This is a genomic window from Haemophilus sp. HMSC71H05, from assembly GCF_001838635.1.
Lineage (GTDB): Bacteria > Pseudomonadota > Gammaproteobacteria > Enterobacterales > Pasteurellaceae > Haemophilus_D > Haemophilus_D parainfluenzae_R.
The window spans coordinates 66,912-85,779 of record NZ_KV838036.1; the positions used below are offsets into that span (position 1 = coordinate 66,912).

The window sequence follows — 18,868 nt, forward strand, 5'->3', positions numbered from 1 at the left end:
GGCTGCTAAGTATAAAAGATTAATCCCTTAAAGAATAGGAAAGAATATGGGAATTGTTCCTAGAAAGCAGCTAAAACAAAAAATTGGTGTGAGTAAACAACAAGATAACCTCTATTTTGTTTGGCTAGATGAATTCTACAAAGTTCAATCTATTTGCTTAAATAGACAACAAAAGGACTTTTTTCCCCAGCTATTACCTCATTTACCGCAAAAAGCGAACCAATGTTGTTTTATTGGTTCCATTTCACCCCATTTGACTTGGTCTAAAACGCTTATTTTACCGCAAACACTCAATGCTCAGGAGTGTGAACAACAATGTCGTTTCATTTTGCAAAAAGAATTACCGATTCCGTTGGATGAATTATGGTTTGATTATCTTGCCATGCCATTAAAACAAGGTTTCCGTTTGGATATCACGGCGATTCGACAAGAAAGCGCCAATGCAGAATTAGAAAAATATTTGCCGCTAAAATTGACCGCACTTGATTTACTGAATCACAGTATTTTACGTGCATTTTATGCCATTTTAGGTCAAGAGCCGGTTAACACCTTATTTTTATATCAAGATCAACAAGGATGTCTCGCCGTTTGTGAACGCTTACAACAACGACAAGTTTTGCAATCTCAAGGTGATTTATCCGAACTTTATCAACAATTTATCCAACGCTTTCCCGAAACGATAGAACAGGTTTATGTGTATCAAACGCCCGATATGTTGAATTTACACGCAATCGAATTACAGCCTCAGGATTGGCAGCGTATCGAAACAGATCTTCCTTTCATTGCTTTAGGTAATGCACTTTGGCAAACCGATTTAAAGCTAGTGGATTTATCTTTAAAACCACCCGCACTTTGGCCTCCAATTAATCGGGAGAGTGGTGATGTTTAGCCTTAATTTATTACCTTGGCGCTTAGAACAACATCAAAAGGCTTTTCGTCATTTTATGTGGCAAGGTTTAATTTGGCTAGCTTGCTCAGTTTTGATTGTTGTTGGATTGAACCAACTCAATGAACAACAAGGGCAAACTCTAAATCAGGCAAAAGAAAAACTGACACAAATAACTCATCAAGTCCATCAGAAACGCATTCAGGTTCAGCAACTACAAAGTAGTCTGAAAGAAATGAATGAGCTGACAGAAATGGATACGAAATATGTGTATCGAATGCTTAATTTATTAACTGAGCTGCCATTACAACAAGGCGAGTTAGATGAATTTACGCTTAATGCTAAGCAAGTTGCCCTTTCAGGCATGACAGAAAGCCAACAAGAGTTTGAGGAGATACATCAATTTCTCAAACGCCATTTTACAGAGGTTAACTTAACTAAGTTTCAGCCAGTGCAACAGCAGTTATTTTTTCAATTTGATATTCATTTATCGGAGTCTGTGCAATGAGGAACTTTATCAATGAGCTTGTTCAAAAAAGTGCACAAAGTTGGTTTGGGAGATGGCTTCGATTACCTCAAATGGTTCATGCAGCCTTTTGGTTGAGTGCATTAAGTGCGGTCATCTTTTTACCTGTTTTTCGTTACGTTGAAAATAGCAATGAAAGGCATCGACTTGACGCAGAATTGAGTTTGCAGCAGCAAGAGTGGGATAAACAGGAAAAGATTTTACAAACCTTAAGGCAAAAGTCAGACAGCCGACAACTTTCTCCAGAATTAGCTAATTCTGTGTTGCCGATTAATCAGCATGTACAGGCGTTGTTAAATGGGCGACTTCGAGCGTTGGATTTACGTTGGGATTTTTCTCAACATACTTTGTTGCATTTGTCATTGCAAGGCTATTTTGTCGATTTACAGCAATTTTTAACCGCGCTTTTAAACGATATTCCTACACTTTCTTTAACGCAATTAAACATTGAGAAATTAGATGAAGAGGAAAATGCTTCTATTACATGTGAGTTAATTTTCCAATTAAATAAGGACAAATAATGAAAAAGCTTTTCTTAATCTTGATAGCGTTTTTTTCTGTATCAGCATTTTCGCAAGATCCTTTTGATCGAAAACAGAGAGAACAAACCGAATATCTAAAAGAGGGGCTCACCCTACCGTCGGTGTCGACTTGCGTGTATTCGGAGCCGAGACTGGCGGAGGAACGCCCATTGGCTCAGCTACATGTTGTGGGAGTTGTGCAATATGGTAAACAGGCAGAAGTGTTATTTAATGATGATGGGTATATTCTGCCTGTTCGAGTCGGGCAGAGGATTGGAAAAGAAGGCTATTTAATCGAAAAAGTGAGTAAAAACAGCGTGACGCTTCAAGGTTATAAAGCCGGGCAATGTGAACAAACAACCTCAATTATCATGAGATTTTAAAATGGTAAAGCATAAAATAAAAACAAAGTGCGGTCAGTTTTTAATGTGTTTTTTGATCCTATGGACAACTTACTCAGCGGCAGAGAATCGCGTATTTTCACTTCGCTTAAAACAAGCTCCCATGGTGGCGACACTCCAGCAACTTGCTTTTGAGCAAAATGCCAATTTAATGATTGATGATGAGCTAGAAGGAACGCTTTCATTGCAATTAGATAACGTAGATTTTGATCGTTTATTGCGTTCTGTGGCAAAAATCAAAGAGCTCTCTTTTTATCAAGAAAATGATATTTATTATTTGGGTAAGCCTTCTCAACATGAACAATATGCAGAGAAAATGACAGAACCTATGGCAATTAGCGGAGAAAGTTTATCTAGTGAAACGCCACTTGTGAGTACAACGGTTAAACTGCATTTTGCCAAGGCCTCTGATGTGATGAAATCTTTAACAACAGGGAGCGGTTCTTTGCTTTCACCTAGCGGCACAATTACATTTGATGATCGAAGCAATGTGTTACTGATTCAGGATGATGCTCGTTCTGTCAAAAATATCAAAAAATTAATTGCAGAGCTGGATAAACCCATTGAACAAATTGTCATTGAAGCACGTATTGTGACGATTACCGATGAAAGCCTAAAAGAATTAGGTGTGCGTTGGGGCATTTTTAATCCCACTGAAACTGCCCATCGAGTGAGTGGTAGTCTAGATGCGAATGGCTTTAGTAATATCAGTAATAATTTAAACGTGAATTTTGCGACAACGGTCACGCCAGCTGGCTCATTAGCGCTTCAAGTCGCTAAAATTAATGGTCGATTATTAGACTTAGAATTGACCGCACTTGAACGTGAAAATAACGTAGAAATTATTGCAAGCCCTCGCTTACTCACGACTAATAAGAAAAGCGCAAGCATTAAACAAGGGACAGAAATTCCTTATGTGGTGACGAATGGTAAAAATGATACGCAATCAGTAGAGTTTCGCGAGGCTGTCTTAGGATTGGAAGTTACGCCGCATATTTCTAAGGATAATAATATTTTATTGGATTTATTAGTGAGTCAAAATTCCCCGGGGAATCGCGTGGCTTACGGACAAAATGAAGTCGTATCCATTGATAAACAAGAAATTAATACACAAGTGTTTGCCAAAGATGGCGAAACGATTGTATTGGGTGGTGTATTCCACGATACGATCACGAAAGGTGTTGATAAAGTCCCATTATTGGGCGATATTCCAGGTATTAAACGCTTATTTAGTAAGGAAAGTGAACGTCATCAAAAGCGAGAACTCGTGATTTTTGTGACCCCTCATATTTTGAAACAAGGTGAAGGAATGGAAATGGCTAAAAAAGAAAAGCATTTTAAGCAAGTTGAAAAAGCGAAAAAATAAAGTGCGGTCAATTTCTCTCATGTTTTCTCATTTTTTTCAGTTTAGCTGTGTGCATTGCAAGCGAACTATTCATTTGTGTCGAAATGGATTGTGTAGTCGATGCCAAAAGAAAATTAAAACTTTCCCTTATTGTGGGCGGTGTGGTTCACCCTTGCAACATTATGCAATGGGCTGTGGACATTGTTTGAGAAATGAACCTGCTTGGGATCGTATTGTGATTATTGGGCATTATCTCGAACCGCTTTCTTCACTTATTCATCGTTTTAAATTCCAAAAACAGTTTTGGTTAGATCGCAGTTTATCGCGTTTGCTTTATCTTGCGGGGCGAGAGGCGAGACGAACACATGGGCTCTCGCTGCCACAGGCGATTATTCCTGTACCGTTATATCATTTTAGACAATGGCAACGGGGCTACAACCAGGCTGATTTATTAGCGAACTGGTTAAGTCGCTGGTGTGATGTGCCTAACTGTCATCATGTGGTGAAACGGATTAAACATACCCACACTCAACGAGGTTTAACCGCGAAAGATCGACGACACAATCTTAAAAATGCTTTTGCAGTGAATACCCAAAAGCCTTTTCCTTATGAACGCGTTGCTTTAGTGGATGATGTGATTACAACTGGTTCAACGCTGGCAGAAATAGCCAAACAACTTCGAAAATTAGGTGTAAAAGAAATACAAGTGTGGGGCTTAGCCAGAGCTTAAATTCTGTTAAAGATAGGATTTGCCTATATCTATAAAAATAGGAATAAATGTAGAAAAAATTGCCGTATAGGAGTATCATTCCTGATATATTGCATCAAGTATTAGGACTTTATTTATGGAACAAATTTTTATTTCAGATGCTGCACAAGCACATTTTCGGAAACTTTTAGATACACAAGAAGAAGGTACAAATATTCGTATTTTTGTTGTGAATCCGGGTACACCTGGAGCAGAATGTGGCGTGTCTTACTGTCCGTCAAATTCAGTTGAAGCGACTGATACTGAAATGAAATACGATACTTTTTCAGCATTTGTAGATGAAATCAGTTTACCGTTTTTAGAAGATGCGGAAATTGATTACGTAACAGAAGAGCTCGGTGCTCAACTGACTTTAAAAGCACCTAACGCAAAAATGCGTAAAGTTGCAGATGATGCGCCTTTAATTGAGCGCGTAGAGTACGTGATCCAAACACAAATCAACCCACAATTAGCCAGCCATGGCGGTAAAATCACGTTAATTGAAATTACTGATGATGGTTATGCCGTTCTACAATTCGGCGGTGGCTGTAACGGTTGTTCAATGGTTGATGTCACCTTAAAAGACGGGGTAGAGAAACAGTTAGTTTCGCTCTTCCCGAATGAATTAAAAGGTGCAAGAGACGTCACAGAACACCAACGTGGTGAACATTCTTATTATTAAAAATCGAAGATAAAAAAGGGCGAATCATTCGCCCTTTTATTTTTTAAGTAGCAGACAATTTCTGTAACAACCGATCCATCGCCCGATATCCTAGCGCTTCTGCTAAATGAAATTGTTGTATTTCTTTTTCGCCATTTAAATCAGCAATCGTGCGTGAGACTTTTAAAATTCGATGATAGGCTCTTACTGAAAGTCCAAGCTTATTCAGTGCATTCTCAAGGAATAATGCATCTTTATCTTGTAATTTACAGTCCCGTTCAATTTCTTTGCTTGAAAGATAAGCATTGATTTTACCGGCTCGAGCAAGCTGGATTTCCCTTACTTTTAAGACTTTTTTTCGTACTTGTTGGCTTGTTTCGCCTCTATCTCCCGTATTTTGTAAACTACCTTGTGGCAGAAGAGGCACTTCAATGGATAAATCAAAACGATCTAAAAACGGCCCCGAAAGTCGGTTTAAATAACGCATCACTTGTTGTGGAGAGGTTCGGTTATGTGTTCCAGTGTAATGCCCGGTTGGACTTGGATTCATCGCGGCAACGAGTTGAAAGCGAGCGGGGAATTGGATTTTTGCATTGGCACGCGAAATAATAATTTCTCCACTTTCTAATGGCTGGCGAAGTGCATCAAGCACTTTACGCTCAAACTCAGGCAATTCATCAAGAAAAAGTACGCCGTTATGTGCGAGTGATATTTCGCCTGGTTTGGGAATAGTTCCTCCACCTACTAAGGCCGGTAATGAGGCACTATGATGTGGCGATCGAAACGGACGTTGTTTCCAGTTATGAAAATTTAATTCATTTTGTACTAAACTCGTAACCGAAGCGGTTTCAATGGCTTCTAAATCCGTCATTTCAGGGAGCAATGCAGTGAGACGACTTGCTAACATGGTTTTACCCGTCCCAGGTGGACCTAAAAAGAGCAGGTTGTGTTGACCTGCGGCTGCAATCGTCAGAGCTCGTTTGGCGTGTTGCTGACCAATAATATCGGTCAAATCTAAGTGATTTTTAGCTGAAAATCCGACTGCACTTTCTTGTGCGAGTAATGAGGCCAAAGGTAATTTTTCTTGATTATTTAAGAATTGCACGACTTCCAAAAGGTTTTTAGCGAAATAAGTCTCTTGCTCTGAGACAAGCGACGCTTCATTAGCATTTTGATAAGCGATAATGGGGGCTCGTTTTGCTTTTTGCGCTGCTAAAATGGCGGGAATCACGCCGTGTACGCCACGTAATTCACCCGTTAATGCGAGCTCGCCAACGAATTCAAACTGTTTTAAACGACTGCCATCAAGTTGATCTGATGCAGCTAAAATACCGATTGCAATAGGTAAATCAAATCGTCCCCCTTCTTTGGGTAAATCGGCCGGTGCAAGATTGACGGTGATGCGTTTAGCAGGATATTTGAACTGGGCATTCATTAATGCACTTCTGACACGATCTTGAGCTTCTTTTACGGTTTTTTCGGGTAGACCAACTAAGGTAAATCCAGGCTTTCCGTTACTTAAGTGTACCTCAATGGTAACAAGAGGGGCTTGTACACCCATTGATGCACGGCTATAAACAATGGCAAGAGACATTCAGATTCCTTAAAGTGCGGTCAAAAATAATCAGATTTTCGCACTATAAAAAAAGCACAGAATGAAAGCATGCATTCTGTGCTATTTTTGCGATCCAGATCGCAGAAATCATTTTTTCTTAATAAAAAACTATGAGAAAAGTGGGGCAAACCAACTATCTAATTTGGCAGCCAATTTATCAATACCAATTTTGTTTTGTGCAGAAAAGGCCTCAACCTGAATATCACCTTGGAAGGGTAAAATCGCTTCACGTACCATTTTGACCTGTTTGCTACGCGCACTTTGACTGAGTTTATCCGCTTTAGTTAAAAGTAACATAACCGGTAAGTCAGCAGAAACAGCCCATTCAATCATTTGTTGGTCGAGATCTTTTAAAGGGTGGCGAATATCCATTAAAACAACAAGTCCACCTAAACATTCGCGTTTTTGCAAATATTCCCCAAGGGATTTTTGCCACTCGATTTTCATTTTCTCAGGAACAGCAGCATAACCATAGCCGGGTAAGTCCACCAATTTACAATTCAGCTCTACTTCAAAAAGGTTGATGAGCTGTGTACGACCAGGTGTTTTAGAGGTTCGAGCTAAGCTTTTTTGATTGGTTAACGCATTAAGTGCGGTTGATTTCCCTGCATTTGAGCGTCCCGCAAAAGCAATTTCAATTCCAGTATCTTCTGGGATGGAACGAATATTTGGGGCGCTCGTAAGAAAATGCGCTTTATGATAATTCAGTTTAATTTCAGACATAGTGGTTCCTTTCATCAATTGACCCTAGCATATCACAAATAGAAAAATTGCTGAAATTATGAGAGAATGCGCGCTTTGTGTGATTTAAAGCCTCTTTAATTATATTAATAACTATGGAATCTCAAGAGAATCAATATAGCTGGCCAAAAGCGGAAGCCGTTTATCCCGATAGACCTGGGCGTTCTTATGTGCTTAAGCGCCTACGTTATCGTCTTCGTGCTTTTTTACACCGTGGATTAATTGCTCAATTTGAGCAATTTATTAATCAGCATCCTTTTCTTGTGAAATTATTAAATGAACATGCAGATTATAGCTATCCATTAGTTTATCGCTTTTTAGATAAACGTTTTAATGGCAAACAGCGTTTCCAAGCTATCTGTGAGAATCTACTCTTTTTACCTGAAAAATTGGCCGCACTTTCAGTACCCATTTATAAAACGCCATTAAGTTTTGGTGAGGTAATTCCTGATTTTGAGATGACATTGTCGATGACCACGCACCAACCGATGGAAGGTTATTGGGTTCTGGAGTTATGGCATAAACCACGTAATGAATTAGTGTATTTGCTTACTTTTGCTAAACTTGGCGAGGCATTGCTTATTTCTGTTGTACAGGGGCCCAATTTTGAAGGTTCTAAAGAGATGGTGAAGCAACTCACAAAAACGTGCCATGGTTTACGTCCTGCTTATTTGATGGTGGAAACGATGAAAGCATTGACGAAAGCGTTGGGTTTTAAGACGTTATTGGGCATTCCACAAAAATATCAAAATAAATCGCGTTTTATTCAAAGTTCTCATTATGTTGTAGATTATGATGCGATTTTTGTTGAATCAGGTGGACAGTTGAAAGACTATTGGGAATTACCTTTAGAGATAGACAGAAATCTTGATAAGGTACCGAGTAAGAAACGTTCTATGTATCGCAAACGTTATGCGATGTTGGATGATTTAGCTAGAGTAATCGAAGAAAAGTTAGAATTGTAAAAGTAAAAAGTGCGGTGAATTTTAACCGCACTTTTGGTTTTATAAGACTTTCAAACATGCCACAAAATGGCTGTTGTTTTGGCTGGTGAAAGGTGGTTTTTGTTTCGCACAATTTTCATCGGCTTTTAAGCAGCGAGTACGGAACACACAACCAGACGGTGGATTAATTGGTGAAGGTAGCTCACCTTCAAGTAATTCGATGGACTTATTGCGTTCCAATTTCGGATCGGGAATCGGAACAGCAGACATTAAGGCTTTGGTATAAGGATGTTTAGTGTTGTTATACACTTCCTCATCGCTGCCTAATTCCATGGCATTGCCTAAATACATCACCAATACGCGGTCAGAAATATGTTTTACCACCGCTAAATCATGGGCAATGAAAATTAAGGAAAGCCCCATTTCTTTTTGCAGGGATTTCAATAAATTTACCACTTGAGCCTGAATCGACACATCTAACGCAGAAACGGGTTCATCACAAATGATCATTTTAGGCTCAATGATTAACGCGCGAGCGATACCGATACGCTGACATTGGCCACCAGAAAACTCATGAGGATAGCGGTTAATCAAGTTCGGTAAAAGCCCGACTTTCAACATCATCGCTTGTACTTTTTCTTTTACTTCAGCAGCACTTAAGTGCGGTTGATAGATCTTTAATGGCTCGGCAATGATTTCGCCAATGTTCATTCTCGGATTGAGAGAGGCGAGCGGGTCTTGGAAAATCATTTGGATATCTTTGCGAGTATCTTTCCATTGTTTAGCTGATTGTTTTCGTAAATTTTTACCAAGCCACAAGATTTCCCCTTCACTCGCTTCGACTAAGCCGATGATGGCACGTGCAAGCGTGGATTTACCACAACCAGATTCACCTACTACACCGAGGGTTTCACCTTCATAAAGCTTAAAGGAAACATCCTTTACTGCTTTTAAGGTTTGCGGTTTAGCGAAGAAAAGGGATTTATCATTTTTAATTTTAAAACTAACGCCTAGGTGATTGACTTCAAGGAGTAATTCTTTGTTATTTGAAACTGTCATAGGGTAAATTTCTCCACGGGTAACCAACAATTGCGTAATTGACCTTCATTAAATGCGGTCAGTTTTGGCGCAGTTTGGCATTGTTCGGTAGCAAATTGGCAACGGGGCGAGAATGGGCAACCTTTTGGCAAATGCAGTAAATTCGGTGGATTACCAGGAATGGTGACCAAGTGTTCTTCATTGCCATCTAAGCGAGGAATTGCATCCATTAAGCCAATAGAATAAGGATGAGTTGGATGATAGAAAATTTGTTCTGCAGTGCCGTATTCCATGGTTCGTCCGGCATACATCACCATAACTTGATCGCAAATACCCGCTACCACGCCCAAATCGTGAGTGATCATGATGATGGCAGTGTTAAATTCACGTTTTAACTCATTTAATAAGGTCATGATTTGCGCTTGAACGGTCACATCCAAAGCGGTTGTTGGTTCATCGGCAATAAGTAATTTAGGACGACATAGCAAAGCCATCGCAATCATCACCCGTTGACGCATACCACCTGAAAACTCGTGTGGATACATGCCCATGCGTTTTTTAGCTTCTGGCATTTTTACCGCATCCAGCATTTTCACGGATTCAGCAAAGGCAGTTTGTTTATCATAACCTTTGTGTAACTGTAGAACTTCCATGAGCTGTTCACCGATTTTCATGTAAGGGTTGAGAGACGTCATCGGATCTTGGAAAATCATGGAAATTTGCTCGGCACGGATTTTATTCAATTCAGCCTTCGGTAAATTAACCAATTCTTTACCTTCAAAGATGGCGGAACCTTCCACTGTACCATTGGCCGCCAATAAGCCCATTAACGCAAAGGCAGTTTGTGATTTGCCTGAACCACTTTCACCCACGATGCCGAGCGTGCTTCCCGCATTAAGTGTGAAGTTTAAATCATTCACTGCAGTGACGGTACCATCGGGTGTTTTGAAGCGAACGTAGAGATTTTTTACATCTAATAAAGGATTCATGATTCGCTCCTATCTATCTTTTGGATCGAGCGCATCACGCAACCCGTCACCGATAAAGTTAAAACAAAATAGGGTAAGGCAAAGGAAAAATGCCGGGAAAATTAATAGCCAAGGCGAGACTTCCATTTGCGCAGCACCATCACTTAAGAGTGCACCCCAGCTACTCATCGGTTCTTGAGTTCCTAATCCTAAGAAGCTTAAGAATGATTCAAATAGAATGAGTCCCGGTACTTCAAGCGAGGCGTAAACTGCTACTAAGCCTAATACATTCGGAATAATGTGTTTCAAAATGATTTGGCGACGAGGTACGCCACAAACGATGGCGGCTTCGACGAATTCTTTATTTTTTAGGCTGAGGGTTTGTCCGCGTACGATACGTGCAAGACCAAGCCAAGCAATGGCCCCAATTGCGATAAAAATTAAGAAAATGTTTTGGCCAAAAAGAGTCACCAACAAAATCACGAAAAACATAAATGGAAATGAGCTGAGAATCTCTAAAAAGCGCATCATTAACATATCTGTTTTACCGCCTACATAACCAGAAATCGCCCCATAAATTGTGCCGATAGTGACGGAAATGAAAGCACCAGCAATACCGACCAATAAGGAAATCCGTCCACCGATAGCGGTACGCACCAATAAATCACGCCCAGAAGCATCGGTACCGAAGAAGTGATAGCCTTCCATTGTTGGTGGGGAGCTCATCATATTCCAATCGGTATCTTCATAGGTAAAGGGGAAGAACCAAGGCGCTACGGTAATAAATACAATAATAAACGCTAGAATAATCAGACTGGCAACGGCCGCTTTGTTACGGAAAAAACGGCGTTTCGCATCTTGCCATAGACTGCGGCCTTCTAGTTGCATTTCTTCAATACGGTCAGCCACTTGTTCCACAAAATCCGCATTTTTCTGATTAATCGGCTGAGTACGATAATCTGTCATAACTTGTCCTTAATAACGAATTTTTGGATCGATGATGGCATATAAAATATCCACAATCGCATTAAATAAAATAGTTAATGTGCCCACTAAGATAGTGAGACTTAAAACTAAAGAGTAATCGCGGTTCAATGCGCCGTTTACAAATAATAACCCCATGCCAGGTAAACCAAATACGCTTTCGATGACCATTGAGCCAGTAATAATCCCTACGAAAGCAGGGCCTAAATAGGTAATCACAGGTAAAAGGGCAGGGCGTAAAGCATGTTTTAAAATGATTCTCGACGTAGAAAGTCCTTTAGCTTTGGCGGTACGAATAAAGTTGGAATGCAGCACTTCAATCATGGAGCCGCGCATGATACGTGCAATTCCTGCAACATAAGCGATAGTTAAGGAGGCTACAGGTAAAATAATGTACATTGCTGAACCGCCATTCCAACCGCCTGCAGGTAACCAACCCAAATAAATGGCAAAAATCAGTACTAAGACTGGCGCGAAGACGAAGCTTGGCATAATGACCCCAAGCATCGAAAAGCTCATTAGAATATAATCCCAGCGGCTATTTTGATTGAGCGCGGCAAGCGTACCCGCTGTAACACCTAATACCACTGCAAAGGCGAAAGCGACCATCCCTAGTTTTAAGGAAACAGGGAAGGCTGATGCGATTAAATCATTGACCGATTGATCTTTATATTTGAAAGAGGGGCCAAAATCACCTTTGGAAAGGTTTTCCAAATAAAGGAAATATTGTTTATGTAATGGTTCATTTAAATGATACTTCGCTTCGATATTAGCCATGACTTCTGGTGGATAAGCGCGTTCAGAAGTGAACGGGCTGCCAGGGGCGAGACGCATCAAAAAGAAAGAAAAAGTAATCAAAATAAACAGCGTTGGCAAGGCTTCCAACAGCCGTTTAAAAATAAACTTGAGCATAACAACTCCAACCAAAATGGGCGAAAAGTGCGGTCAAAAAACACGATAATTTTTAACCGCACTTAAATACGAACAACGAATTAATGTTTAATAATATAAAGGTTGCGTAAGTAAATGTGATCTTGTGGATCTTTGCCTGAATAGCCTTTTACATAAGGTTTCACTAAGCGTGGATTCACATAGTTAAAGATTGGTACGATACCGAAATCTTTTGCAAGAATTTCTTCGGCTTTCGCGTAGGCTTTTGCACGTCCTTCCGCATCCGTTGCAACATAAGATTCAGCAATGGCTTTATCGTATTCTGGGTTCGCATATTTCGCGGTATTGTTACTCGAATTAGATAAGAAATAGTTGCCGAATGTTGTTGCTTGGTTGTAATCCGCATTCCATCCTGCACGTGCCGCGTCGTAACGACCCGCACGACGGCTATCAATGTAAGTTTTCCACTCTTGGTTTTCTAATTTCACATCAATCAAACCTTTGGTGTTCGCTTTCCACATAGATGCTGCAGCAATGGCCACTTTTTTGTGGTTTTCATTAGTATTGTAAAGAATGGTGAATTTCAACGGATTCGCTTTGCTGTAACCGGCTTCTTCTAAGAGTTTAATGGCTTCTTCATTACGTTGTGCCATCGGTTCTTTTGAATAAGCAGGTTGTTGAATGAGGTGACCTTCTTCGATGTAAGTTGGGGTAAACACATAGGTTGGTGTTTGACCTTGGCCCAATACTTTATCGGTGATCACATTACGATCAAGGGATAAGTTCAAGGCTTTGCGAATATTCACGTTATCAAAAGGTGCTTTCTTATTGTTTAACTCATAAGAATAAGTTGCTAGGGTACGAGTAATGTATACTTCGCCTGGCAATTCTTTTTGTAATTTAGCGAATTGTTCTGGCGGTAAACCATAATTGGTCATGTCTAAATCACCTGCACGATAACGCGCTACATCGGTGCTTGGGTTCTCAATAGCGAGGAATGTAGCGCTATTGATTACGGTTTCTTTATCGTTCCAATAAAGTGGGTTGCGTTCAAATTCAATTTTTTCGTTAATGATGTGGTTAGTCAGTTTATAGGCACCATTACCCACGTAGTTTTCTTTTTTCACCCATGCATCACCCAATTTTTCGACCACTTTTTGTGGTAATGGCAATAAGGATTGGTGAGTCGTTAAACTGACTGCATAAGGCACAGGATTGGTTGCATGAACCACAAAGGTGTAATCATCTTTTGCTTCAACACCTAATTCAGCCGGTTTTTTCTTACCGTCAATGATGTCTTGCGCATTTTCTACTTGTAAGTAACTTAAGTAACTTGCATAAGGCGCTGCAGTTGCAGGATCCACTAAACGACGCCACGCAAATACGAAATCGTGCGCGGTAACAGGATCGCCGTTTGACCATTTAGCATCTTTACGTAAATGGAATGTCCAAGTTTTGAAGTCAGGTGTATTTTCCCAGCTTTCAGCCACACCTGGTTGAAGTTTACCTTCAGAGTCTGAGGTGACTAAGCCTTCAAGTAATTGATAAGCAACGGCAGATTCTGGCACACCTTCGGTTTTTTGTGGGTCAAAACTTTGTGGTTCTGCCCCGTTATTGATGACGATATGCTGTTTTTCATCTAATTGCGTTCCCTCAGGTACTATAACCGCTTGAGCAGAATAGGAAAGAGCAAGAGCGATTGCTGAGAAGAGTAGTTTGTGTTGCATTTGAGCCTCCTTGTCATTAGGCGATATTTTTATGAAGAGTCTTCCACTTATTAGCTCAAAAATTCATTTTTGTAAAGATTTGTAAGGTAATTATTTAAAGAAAAATAACGTTTTGTGATTTATATCCAATAAATTTTAAAAAAATTGCTAAAAGTGATGATGTGAGAGAGGAAATCGAGAATGTATTGGTTTTTCCTATCGTAAATATTTTCCTGGACGAATTACCCTTTTAAAGCTAATTATGCTATCGTAAGACAGTTGAATTCAAACAAATCCATTCAAGGAGAATATAATGACAACTCAGTTAGATTCACTTCGTAGTATGACCGTCGTTGTGGCTGATACTGGCGATATTGATGCCATTAAAAAATACCAACCGCAAGATGCAACAACAAACCCATCTTTAATTTTAAGTGCTTCAGCATTACCACAATATGCACCATTAATTGATGAAGCGATTGCTTATGCCAAAGCACAAAGTGCGGATAAAGCTCAACAATTAATTGATGCTGAAGATAAATTAGCGGTAAACATCGGTTTAGAAATTTTAAAAATTGTCCCTGGACGTATTTCAACTGAAGTGGATGCACGTCTCTCTTACGATACTCAAGCAACTGTTGAAAAAGCTCGTAAACTTATCGCACTTTATAATGCTGCAGGCATTTCAAATGATCGTATTTTGATCAAAATTGCTTCAACATGGCAAGGTATTCGTGCAGCAGAAATTCTTGAAAAAGAAGGCATTAACTGTAACTTAACCTTATTATTCTCCGAAGCGCAAGCACGTGCGTGTGCTGAAGCGGGTGTTTATTTAATTTCACCATTCGTAGGTCGTATCTTAGACTGGTACAAAGCAAATACCGATAAAAAAGAATATGCTCCAGCAGAAGACCCTGGTGTTATTTCTGTAACTAAAATTTATAACTACTACAAAGAATACGGTTATAAAACAGTGGTAATGGGCGCAAGTTTCCGTAATGTCGGTGAAATTATTGAATTGGCAGGTTGTGATCGTTTAACAATCGCTCCCGCTTTACTCAAAGAATTACAAGAAAATTCAACCGCACTTGTACGTAAACTAGACTACAAAGGTGAAGTAAAAGCGAAACCTCAACCATTAACTGAAGCAGAATTCTACTGGCAACATAACAGCGACGCAATGGCTGTTGAGAAATTAGCAGAGGGGATTCGCAAATTTGCAGTTGACCAAGAGAAATTAGAAGCAATGCTTTCAGCAAAACTTTAATTTTAAAAACATGAAAGTGCGGTTAGAAATAACCGCATTTTTTATTCTCATCATAAAATGCTCTAACTCTTAATAATTAGTTCTTGACTAACAAGTCAAAGTCATTGAAAATCAAAGACAAGTTTTGCTAAAGCAAAATGGGAACCGTGACTTTTGATACAAAGTACGTCATTTTTTTCTTTTTTCGGAGCAAATATATGTCAGGTATTTTTGAATAAACTCCTGCTAATCGTCGTCGTTATGGCGTAGCGATTTTTGTTGGTATTATTGCAGGTTTAATTTCTGCATTTGTAAAATGGGGTGCTGAACATCCATTCCCACCACGTAGTCCAATCGATTTCTTCGCGGCAGCATGTAAGGTGGACATTACAGGTTTAAGCCAAGATCAAATTCTTCAAGTCTGTTCACGTGCATTCTTAAACCCACCGCACGTATTCTTACGTGATTATTTAGGTATTGATCCAACTCAAGCCGCATTCACTTTTGCAGATCATGGTTTTGACTGGATTGGCGTGACTCACATTACTTTCTCATTAGTATTTGCTATCGCTTACTGTTTAGTAGCAGAGCGTTTCCCGAAAATTAAATTCTGGCAAGGTATTGGTGCAGGTTTAATCGCAGATATTTGTGTTCACTACATCACTTTCCCGGCATTAGGTTTAACACCACCTGTGGCAGAATGGCCGTTATATGAACATATTTCTGAATTAGTGGGACACATTTTCTGGTTCTGGACAATTGAGATTATTCGTCGTGATTTACGTAACCGTATTACTCGCGAGCCAGATGCAGAAATTCCATTAAAAAATGCAACTGAATAATTAACGATTATTGCAAAGAATGCCACCTAAGGGTGGCATTTTTGTTTATGCAGAGAACAAAAGTGATTTTTTAAAAACTAAAACATACGATTTCAATAATGGCTAATAGAAAGAGCAATCTCAAGGCTTAAATAAATTCTTTTGTAGTTATCTTTCAAGTTGGTTAGAATAAAGACAATTTTTTGTGATAGGAAAGTGGAATGAAAAAAACACCTTTACTTGCGGTCGGCTTAATGGCAACAGCTGTATTAACAGGTTGTGCAACAAAAGCAGATGGTGAACGCAATGATAAATTAGAAAGTTTTAACCGTACGATGTTTGATTTTAACTATAAAGTCATGGATCGCTACGTGTTAGAACCTGCTGCGAAAGGCTGGCGTGATTACGTGCCGACACCGGTCACAAAAGGTTTATCCAATGTGGCAAATAACTTAGATGAGCCAGTGAGCTTTGTGAACCGTTTATTAGAAGGTGAACCGAAAAAAGCCTTTGTTCACTTCAACCGTTTCTGGATTAACTCCACCTTTGGTATTGGTGGTTTATTTGATTTTGCCAGTGCAAGCAAAGATTTGCAGGTTTATGATCAACGAAGCTTTGGTGAAACGTTGGGCACCTATGGTGTAGATGCGGGCACTTATATTGTATTGCCAATTTATAATGCGACGACACCTCGTCAATTAACTGGTGCAGTGGTCGATGCGGCTTATACTTATCCGTTCTGGAATTGGGTGGGCGGTCCATGGTCACTGGTGAAATATGGTGTACAAGCCGTAGATAAACGCTCGAAAACATTGGACCAAACAGAATTGCTCAATCAAGCACAAGATCCTTATGTTACTTTCCGCGAAGCTTATTATCAGAATTTAGAATTTAAAGTCAATGATGGCAAAGTAAAAGAAAGTTCACAGAAAGAATTGTCTGATGATGTATTAAAAGAGATTGATTAAGAATACTCGTATAAGCGATAAAGTCACTTATATGTTAGGATAGCAAGCGTATTTATACGTCAATATTAAAAGGAGAATATCATGACTAAAATCATTCATACAGAAAAAGCCCCAGCAGCAATCGGTCCTTATGTTCAAGCGGTAGATTTAGGTAATTTAGTTTTAACATCAGGTCAAATCCCGGTTAATCCAGCAACGGGTGAAGTACCAAAAGATATTGTAGCTCAGGCGCGTCAATCGTTAGAAAACGTGAAGGCCATTATTGAACAGGCTGGTTTGAAAGTGGGTGATATTGTGAAAACTACTGTGTTTGTGAAAGATCTTAATGATTTTGCAGCAGTAAATGCAGAGTATGAGAAATTCTTTAAAGAAAATAATCACCCTAATTTCCCTGCTCGTTCTTGCGTAGAAGTTGCTCGCTTGCCAAAAGATGTTGGCTTAGAAATCGAAGCGATTGCAGTCAGAAAATAATAGGAAAGTGCGGTTAAAATCTGCAGATTTTTTCTACAATAGGCTTTACAAGAGCGAGATTAATCACTATAATCTCGCTCCTAAATTACGCTTAGCGTAAAATTTCTGGTTGGTGCTTGACCTATTCAAGCCCCGTCCAAGACCGTAGGGAATGGTTAGCAATAATCGTCTTAATAATCCTACGTAGATGGTGAACAGAATAAGAATATTTCTTGCTTCTGGGCACCGAAGTCGTCCTAGTCTGAAAGATAACTCTTTCGATGAGGTAAATTAATTCCGAGAAATCGGAGTGTATTCAGGAGCTAAAAGCCAATGGCATTAAATCTTCAAGACAAACAAGCAATTGTTGCCGAAGTAAATGAAGCAGCCAAAGGTGCACTTTCAGCAGTAATCGCGGACTCTCGCGGTGTAACTGTTGATAAAATGACTGAATTACGTAAAGCAGCTCGTGAAGCTGGTGTAACAATGCGCGTTGTTCGTAATACTTTATTACGTCGTGCGGTTGAAGGCACTGATTTCGAATGCTTACAAGATACGTTTGTAGGTCCAACACTTATCGCATTCTCTAATGAACACCCAGGTGCAGCAGCACGTTTGTTCAAAGATTTTGCTAAAGCAAACGATAAGTTTGAAATTAAAGGTGCAGCCTTTGAAGGTAAGATCCAAGATGTTGAATTCTTAGCAACATTACCAACTTACGAAGAAGCAATTGCACGTTTAATGGGCACAATGAAAGAAGCTGCGGCAGGCAAACTTGTTCGCACTTTTGCGGCATTACGCGACAAATTACAAGAAGCAGCTTAATCATTAAGCGTTTCTTACTTCATTTAACTTTATTAATTTTAGGAATTGATTGTTATGTCATTAACTAACGAACAAATCATTGAAGCGATCGCTTCTAAATCTGTAACTGAAATCGTTGAATTAATCGCAGCGATGGAAGAAAAATTCGGCGTTTCTGCAGCAGCAGTAGCAGCAGCTCCAGCAGCTGGCGGTGCAGCAGCAGCGGCAGAAGAAAAAACTGAATTCGACGTGGTTCTTGCTGAAGCTGGTGCTAACAAAGTAGCAGTTATCAAAGCAGTACGTGGTGCAACTGGTTTAGGCTTAAAAGAAGCTAAAGACTTAGTTGAATCTGCTCCAGCTAACTTAAAAGAAGGCGTTTCTAAAGAAGAAGCTGAAGCACTTAAGAAAGAATTAGAAGAAGCTGGTGCAAAAGTAGAAATCAAATAATTTTTGATTTGCTTATGTCCTGTTTCTCAGGCTTAATGGCTGGTGGTTTACCATCAGCCATTTTGTGCTATCAAAAACAGCACAAAAAACAGATAGGCATTTTCCGTTTAATGGTATCTGTTTCCACTTAAATTAATCAGACGTTTTAATTTAAGTA

At 39.6% G+C, this 18,868-nt stretch carries 21 protein-coding genes; 14 read left to right on the forward strand and 7 right to left on the reverse strand.

Annotated features, from left to right (window positions below; translation table 11 throughout):
* Nucleotides 1-46 precede the first annotated feature (46 nt).
* The 7 genes from HMPREF3279_RS06095 to nfuA all read left to right on the forward strand — a co-directional run bounded on the left by HMPREF3279_RS06095 (nt 47) and on the right by nfuA (nt 5,109).
* Nucleotides 47-889: a competence protein ComA gene (locus tag HMPREF3279_RS06095; RefSeq protein WP_070868452.1), complete on the forward strand. Its 843-nt coding sequence runs from the start codon at nt 47-49 to the stop codon at nt 887-889.
* Entirely contained in the window at nt 882-1,394 is a 513-nt protein-coding gene (locus HMPREF3279_RS06100) for a competence protein ComB (protein ID WP_070582957.1), read from the forward strand. Before HMPREF3279_RS06095 ends, HMPREF3279_RS06100 begins: the two co-directional genes overlap by 8 nt.
* Complete coding sequence (locus HMPREF3279_RS06105; protein ID WP_070582958.1) at nt 1,391-1,933, forward strand: competence protein ComC; 543 nt, start codon at nt 1,391-1,393, stop codon at nt 1,931-1,933. Before HMPREF3279_RS06100 ends, HMPREF3279_RS06105 begins: the two co-directional genes overlap by 4 nt.
* Nucleotides 1,933-2,316 (forward strand): pilus assembly protein PilP, encoded by a 384-nt coding sequence (locus HMPREF3279_RS06110; RefSeq protein WP_070868454.1) that lies wholly within the window; start codon nt 1,933-1,935, stop codon nt 2,314-2,316. Before HMPREF3279_RS06105 ends, HMPREF3279_RS06110 begins: the two co-directional genes overlap by 1 nt.
* A gap of 1 nt (nt 2,317) precedes the next feature.
* Nucleotides 2,318-3,700: a type IV pilus secretin PilQ gene (locus tag HMPREF3279_RS06115; protein ID WP_070868456.1), complete on the forward strand. Its 1,383-nt coding sequence runs from the start codon at nt 2,318-2,320 to the stop codon at nt 3,698-3,700.
* A gap of 19 nt (nt 3,701-3,719) precedes the next feature.
* On the forward strand, nt 3,720-4,409 hold the full coding sequence (locus HMPREF3279_RS06120) for a type I phosphoribosyltransferase (protein WP_070868484.1): 690 nt from the start codon (nt 3,720-3,722) through the stop codon (nt 4,407-4,409).
* 115 nt (nt 4,410-4,524) lie between these two features.
* Nucleotides 4,525-5,109, forward strand: coding sequence for a Fe-S biogenesis protein NfuA (gene nfuA / locus HMPREF3279_RS06125; protein ID WP_065286268.1), 585 nt, complete (start codon nt 4,525-4,527; stop codon nt 5,107-5,109).
* Between the two features lie 43 nt (nt 5,110-5,152).
* On the opposite strand, the gene HMPREF3279_RS06130 is transcribed toward nfuA, so the two are convergent.
* Nucleotides 5,153-6,682, reverse strand: a complete 1,530-nt coding sequence (locus HMPREF3279_RS06130) for a YifB family Mg chelatase-like AAA ATPase (protein WP_070868459.1) — start codon at nt 6,680-6,682, stop codon at nt 5,153-5,155.
* A 129-nt stretch (nt 6,683-6,811) separates the two neighbouring features.
* Nucleotides 6,812-7,426, reverse strand: a complete 615-nt coding sequence (yihA, locus tag HMPREF3279_RS06135; RefSeq protein ID WP_070868462.1) for a ribosome biogenesis GTP-binding protein YihA/YsxC — start codon at nt 7,424-7,426, stop codon at nt 6,812-6,814.
* 113 nt (nt 7,427-7,539) lie between these two features.
* Between yihA and HMPREF3279_RS06140 the strand changes: the two genes are divergently transcribed.
* Complete coding sequence (locus tag HMPREF3279_RS06140) at nt 7,540-8,409, forward strand: VirK/YbjX family protein (RefSeq protein ID WP_070868465.1); 870 nt, start codon at nt 7,540-7,542, stop codon at nt 8,407-8,409.
* 39 nt (nt 8,410-8,448) lie between these two features.
* Here the strand turns inward: HMPREF3279_RS06140 and oppF are convergent, their stop codons facing one another.
* The 5 genes from oppF to HMPREF3279_RS06165 all read right to left on the reverse strand — a co-directional run bounded on the left by oppF (nt 8,449) and on the right by HMPREF3279_RS06165 (nt 13,996).
* Nucleotides 8,449-9,447 (reverse strand): murein tripeptide/oligopeptide ABC transporter ATP binding protein OppF, encoded by a 999-nt coding sequence (gene oppF, locus HMPREF3279_RS06145; RefSeq protein ID WP_005700062.1) that lies wholly within the window; start codon nt 9,445-9,447, stop codon nt 8,449-8,451.
* Nucleotides 9,444-10,415 (reverse strand): ABC transporter ATP-binding protein, encoded by a 972-nt coding sequence (locus HMPREF3279_RS06150; RefSeq protein WP_070868468.1) that lies wholly within the window; start codon nt 10,413-10,415, stop codon nt 9,444-9,446. The genes oppF and HMPREF3279_RS06150 overlap by 4 nt, the downstream gene beginning before the upstream one ends.
* 9 nt (nt 10,416-10,424) lie before the next feature.
* On the reverse strand, nt 10,425-11,360 hold the full coding sequence (gene oppC / locus HMPREF3279_RS06155; RefSeq protein ID WP_070868471.1) for an oligopeptide ABC transporter permease OppC: 936 nt from the start codon (nt 11,358-11,360) through the stop codon (nt 10,425-10,427).
* Between the two features lie 9 nt (nt 11,361-11,369).
* Entirely contained in the window at nt 11,370-12,290 is a 921-nt protein-coding gene (oppB, locus tag HMPREF3279_RS06160; protein ID WP_005700169.1) for an oligopeptide ABC transporter permease OppB, read from the reverse strand.
* Nucleotides 12,291-12,370: 80 nt separating this feature from the next.
* On the reverse strand, nt 12,371-13,996 hold the full coding sequence (locus tag HMPREF3279_RS06165; protein WP_049374904.1) for an ABC transporter substrate-binding protein: 1,626 nt from the start codon (nt 13,994-13,996) through the stop codon (nt 12,371-12,373).
* Nucleotides 13,997-14,288: 292 nt separating this feature from the next.
* Between HMPREF3279_RS06165 and tal the strand changes: the two genes are divergently transcribed.
* From tal to rplL, 6 genes are all read left to right on the forward strand, one after another.
* Complete coding sequence (gene tal / locus HMPREF3279_RS06170) at nt 14,289-15,242, forward strand: transaldolase (protein WP_005697398.1); 954 nt, start codon at nt 14,289-14,291, stop codon at nt 15,240-15,242.
* Nucleotides 15,243-15,493: 251 nt separating this feature from the next.
* A complete protein-coding gene (locus HMPREF3279_RS06175; protein WP_257283624.1) occupies nt 15,494-16,063 on the forward strand; it encodes a YagU family protein in 570 nt (189 codons plus the stop codon).
* A 200-nt stretch (nt 16,064-16,263) separates the two neighbouring features.
* On the forward strand, nt 16,264-17,010 hold the full coding sequence (locus HMPREF3279_RS06180; protein WP_049369660.1) for an MlaA family lipoprotein: 747 nt from the start codon (nt 16,264-16,266) through the stop codon (nt 17,008-17,010).
* A gap of 81 nt (nt 17,011-17,091) precedes the next feature.
* Nucleotides 17,092-17,481, forward strand: a complete 390-nt coding sequence (locus HMPREF3279_RS06185; protein ID WP_005694694.1) for a RidA family protein — start codon at nt 17,092-17,094, stop codon at nt 17,479-17,481.
* Nucleotides 17,482-17,793: 312 nt separating this feature from the next.
* Nucleotides 17,794-18,285, forward strand: a complete 492-nt coding sequence (gene rplJ / locus HMPREF3279_RS06190; RefSeq protein WP_005694693.1) for a 50S ribosomal protein L10 — start codon at nt 17,794-17,796, stop codon at nt 18,283-18,285.
* Between the two features lie 54 nt (nt 18,286-18,339).
* Complete coding sequence (gene rplL, locus HMPREF3279_RS06195) at nt 18,340-18,711, forward strand: 50S ribosomal protein L7/L12 (protein WP_005697375.1); 372 nt, start codon at nt 18,340-18,342, stop codon at nt 18,709-18,711.
* Nucleotides 18,712-18,868 lie beyond the last annotated feature (157 nt).

What these genes read in the sequence shown, in the direction of transcription:
- HMPREF3279_RS06140 (WP_070868465.1), top strand. Translation starts at nt 7,540, where the DNA reads ATGGAATCTCAAGAGAATCAATATAGCTGGCCAAAAGCGGAAGCCGTT.
- HMPREF3279_RS06165 (WP_049374904.1), bottom strand. Translation starts at nt 13,996, where the DNA reads ATGCAACACAAACTACTCTTCTCAGCAATCGCTCTTGCTCTTTCCTAT.
- oppB (WP_005700169.1), bottom strand. Translation starts at nt 12,290, where the DNA reads ATGCTCAAGTTTATTTTTAAACGGCTGTTGGAAGCCTTGCCAACGCTG.
- HMPREF3279_RS06110 (WP_070868454.1), top strand. Translation starts at nt 1,933, where the DNA reads ATGAAAAAGCTTTTCTTAATCTTGATAGCGTTTTTTTCTGTATCAGCA.
- tal (WP_005697398.1), top strand. Translation starts at nt 14,289, where the DNA reads ATGACAACTCAGTTAGATTCACTTCGTAGTATGACCGTCGTTGTGGCT.
- HMPREF3279_RS06150 (WP_070868468.1), bottom strand. Translation starts at nt 10,415, where the DNA reads ATGAATCCTTTATTAGATGTAAAAAATCTCTACGTTCGCTTCAAAACA.
- HMPREF3279_RS06185 (WP_005694694.1), top strand. Translation starts at nt 17,092, where the DNA reads ATGACTAAAATCATTCATACAGAAAAAGCCCCAGCAGCAATCGGTCCT.
- oppF (WP_005700062.1), bottom strand. Translation starts at nt 9,447, where the DNA reads ATGACAGTTTCAAATAACAAAGAATTACTCCTTGAAGTCAATCACCTA.
- HMPREF3279_RS06130 (WP_070868459.1), bottom strand. Translation starts at nt 6,682, where the DNA reads ATGTCTCTTGCCATTGTTTATAGCCGTGCATCAATGGGTGTACAAGCC.
- HMPREF3279_RS06105 (WP_070582958.1), top strand. Translation starts at nt 1,391, where the DNA reads ATGAGGAACTTTATCAATGAGCTTGTTCAAAAAAGTGCACAAAGTTGG.
- rplL (WP_005697375.1), top strand. Translation starts at nt 18,340, where the DNA reads ATGTCATTAACTAACGAACAAATCATTGAAGCGATCGCTTCTAAATCT.
- nfuA (WP_065286268.1), top strand. Translation starts at nt 4,525, where the DNA reads ATGGAACAAATTTTTATTTCAGATGCTGCACAAGCACATTTTCGGAAA.
- HMPREF3279_RS06120 (WP_070868484.1), top strand. Translation starts at nt 3,720, where the DNA reads ATGTTTTCTCATTTTTTTCAGTTTAGCTGTGTGCATTGCAAGCGAACT.
- yihA (WP_070868462.1), bottom strand. Translation starts at nt 7,426, where the DNA reads ATGTCTGAAATTAAACTGAATTATCATAAAGCGCATTTTCTTACGAGC.
- HMPREF3279_RS06115 (WP_070868456.1), top strand. Translation starts at nt 2,318, where the DNA reads ATGGTAAAGCATAAAATAAAAACAAAGTGCGGTCAGTTTTTAATGTGT.
- HMPREF3279_RS06180 (WP_049369660.1), top strand. Translation starts at nt 16,264, where the DNA reads ATGAAAAAAACACCTTTACTTGCGGTCGGCTTAATGGCAACAGCTGTA.
- oppC (WP_070868471.1), bottom strand. Translation starts at nt 11,360, where the DNA reads ATGACAGATTATCGTACTCAGCCGATTAATCAGAAAAATGCGGATTTT.
- HMPREF3279_RS06100 (WP_070582957.1), top strand. Translation starts at nt 882, where the DNA reads ATGTTTAGCCTTAATTTATTACCTTGGCGCTTAGAACAACATCAAAAG.
- rplJ (WP_005694693.1), top strand. Translation starts at nt 17,794, where the DNA reads ATGGCATTAAATCTTCAAGACAAACAAGCAATTGTTGCCGAAGTAAAT.
- HMPREF3279_RS06095 (WP_070868452.1), top strand. Translation starts at nt 47, where the DNA reads ATGGGAATTGTTCCTAGAAAGCAGCTAAAACAAAAAATTGGTGTGAGT.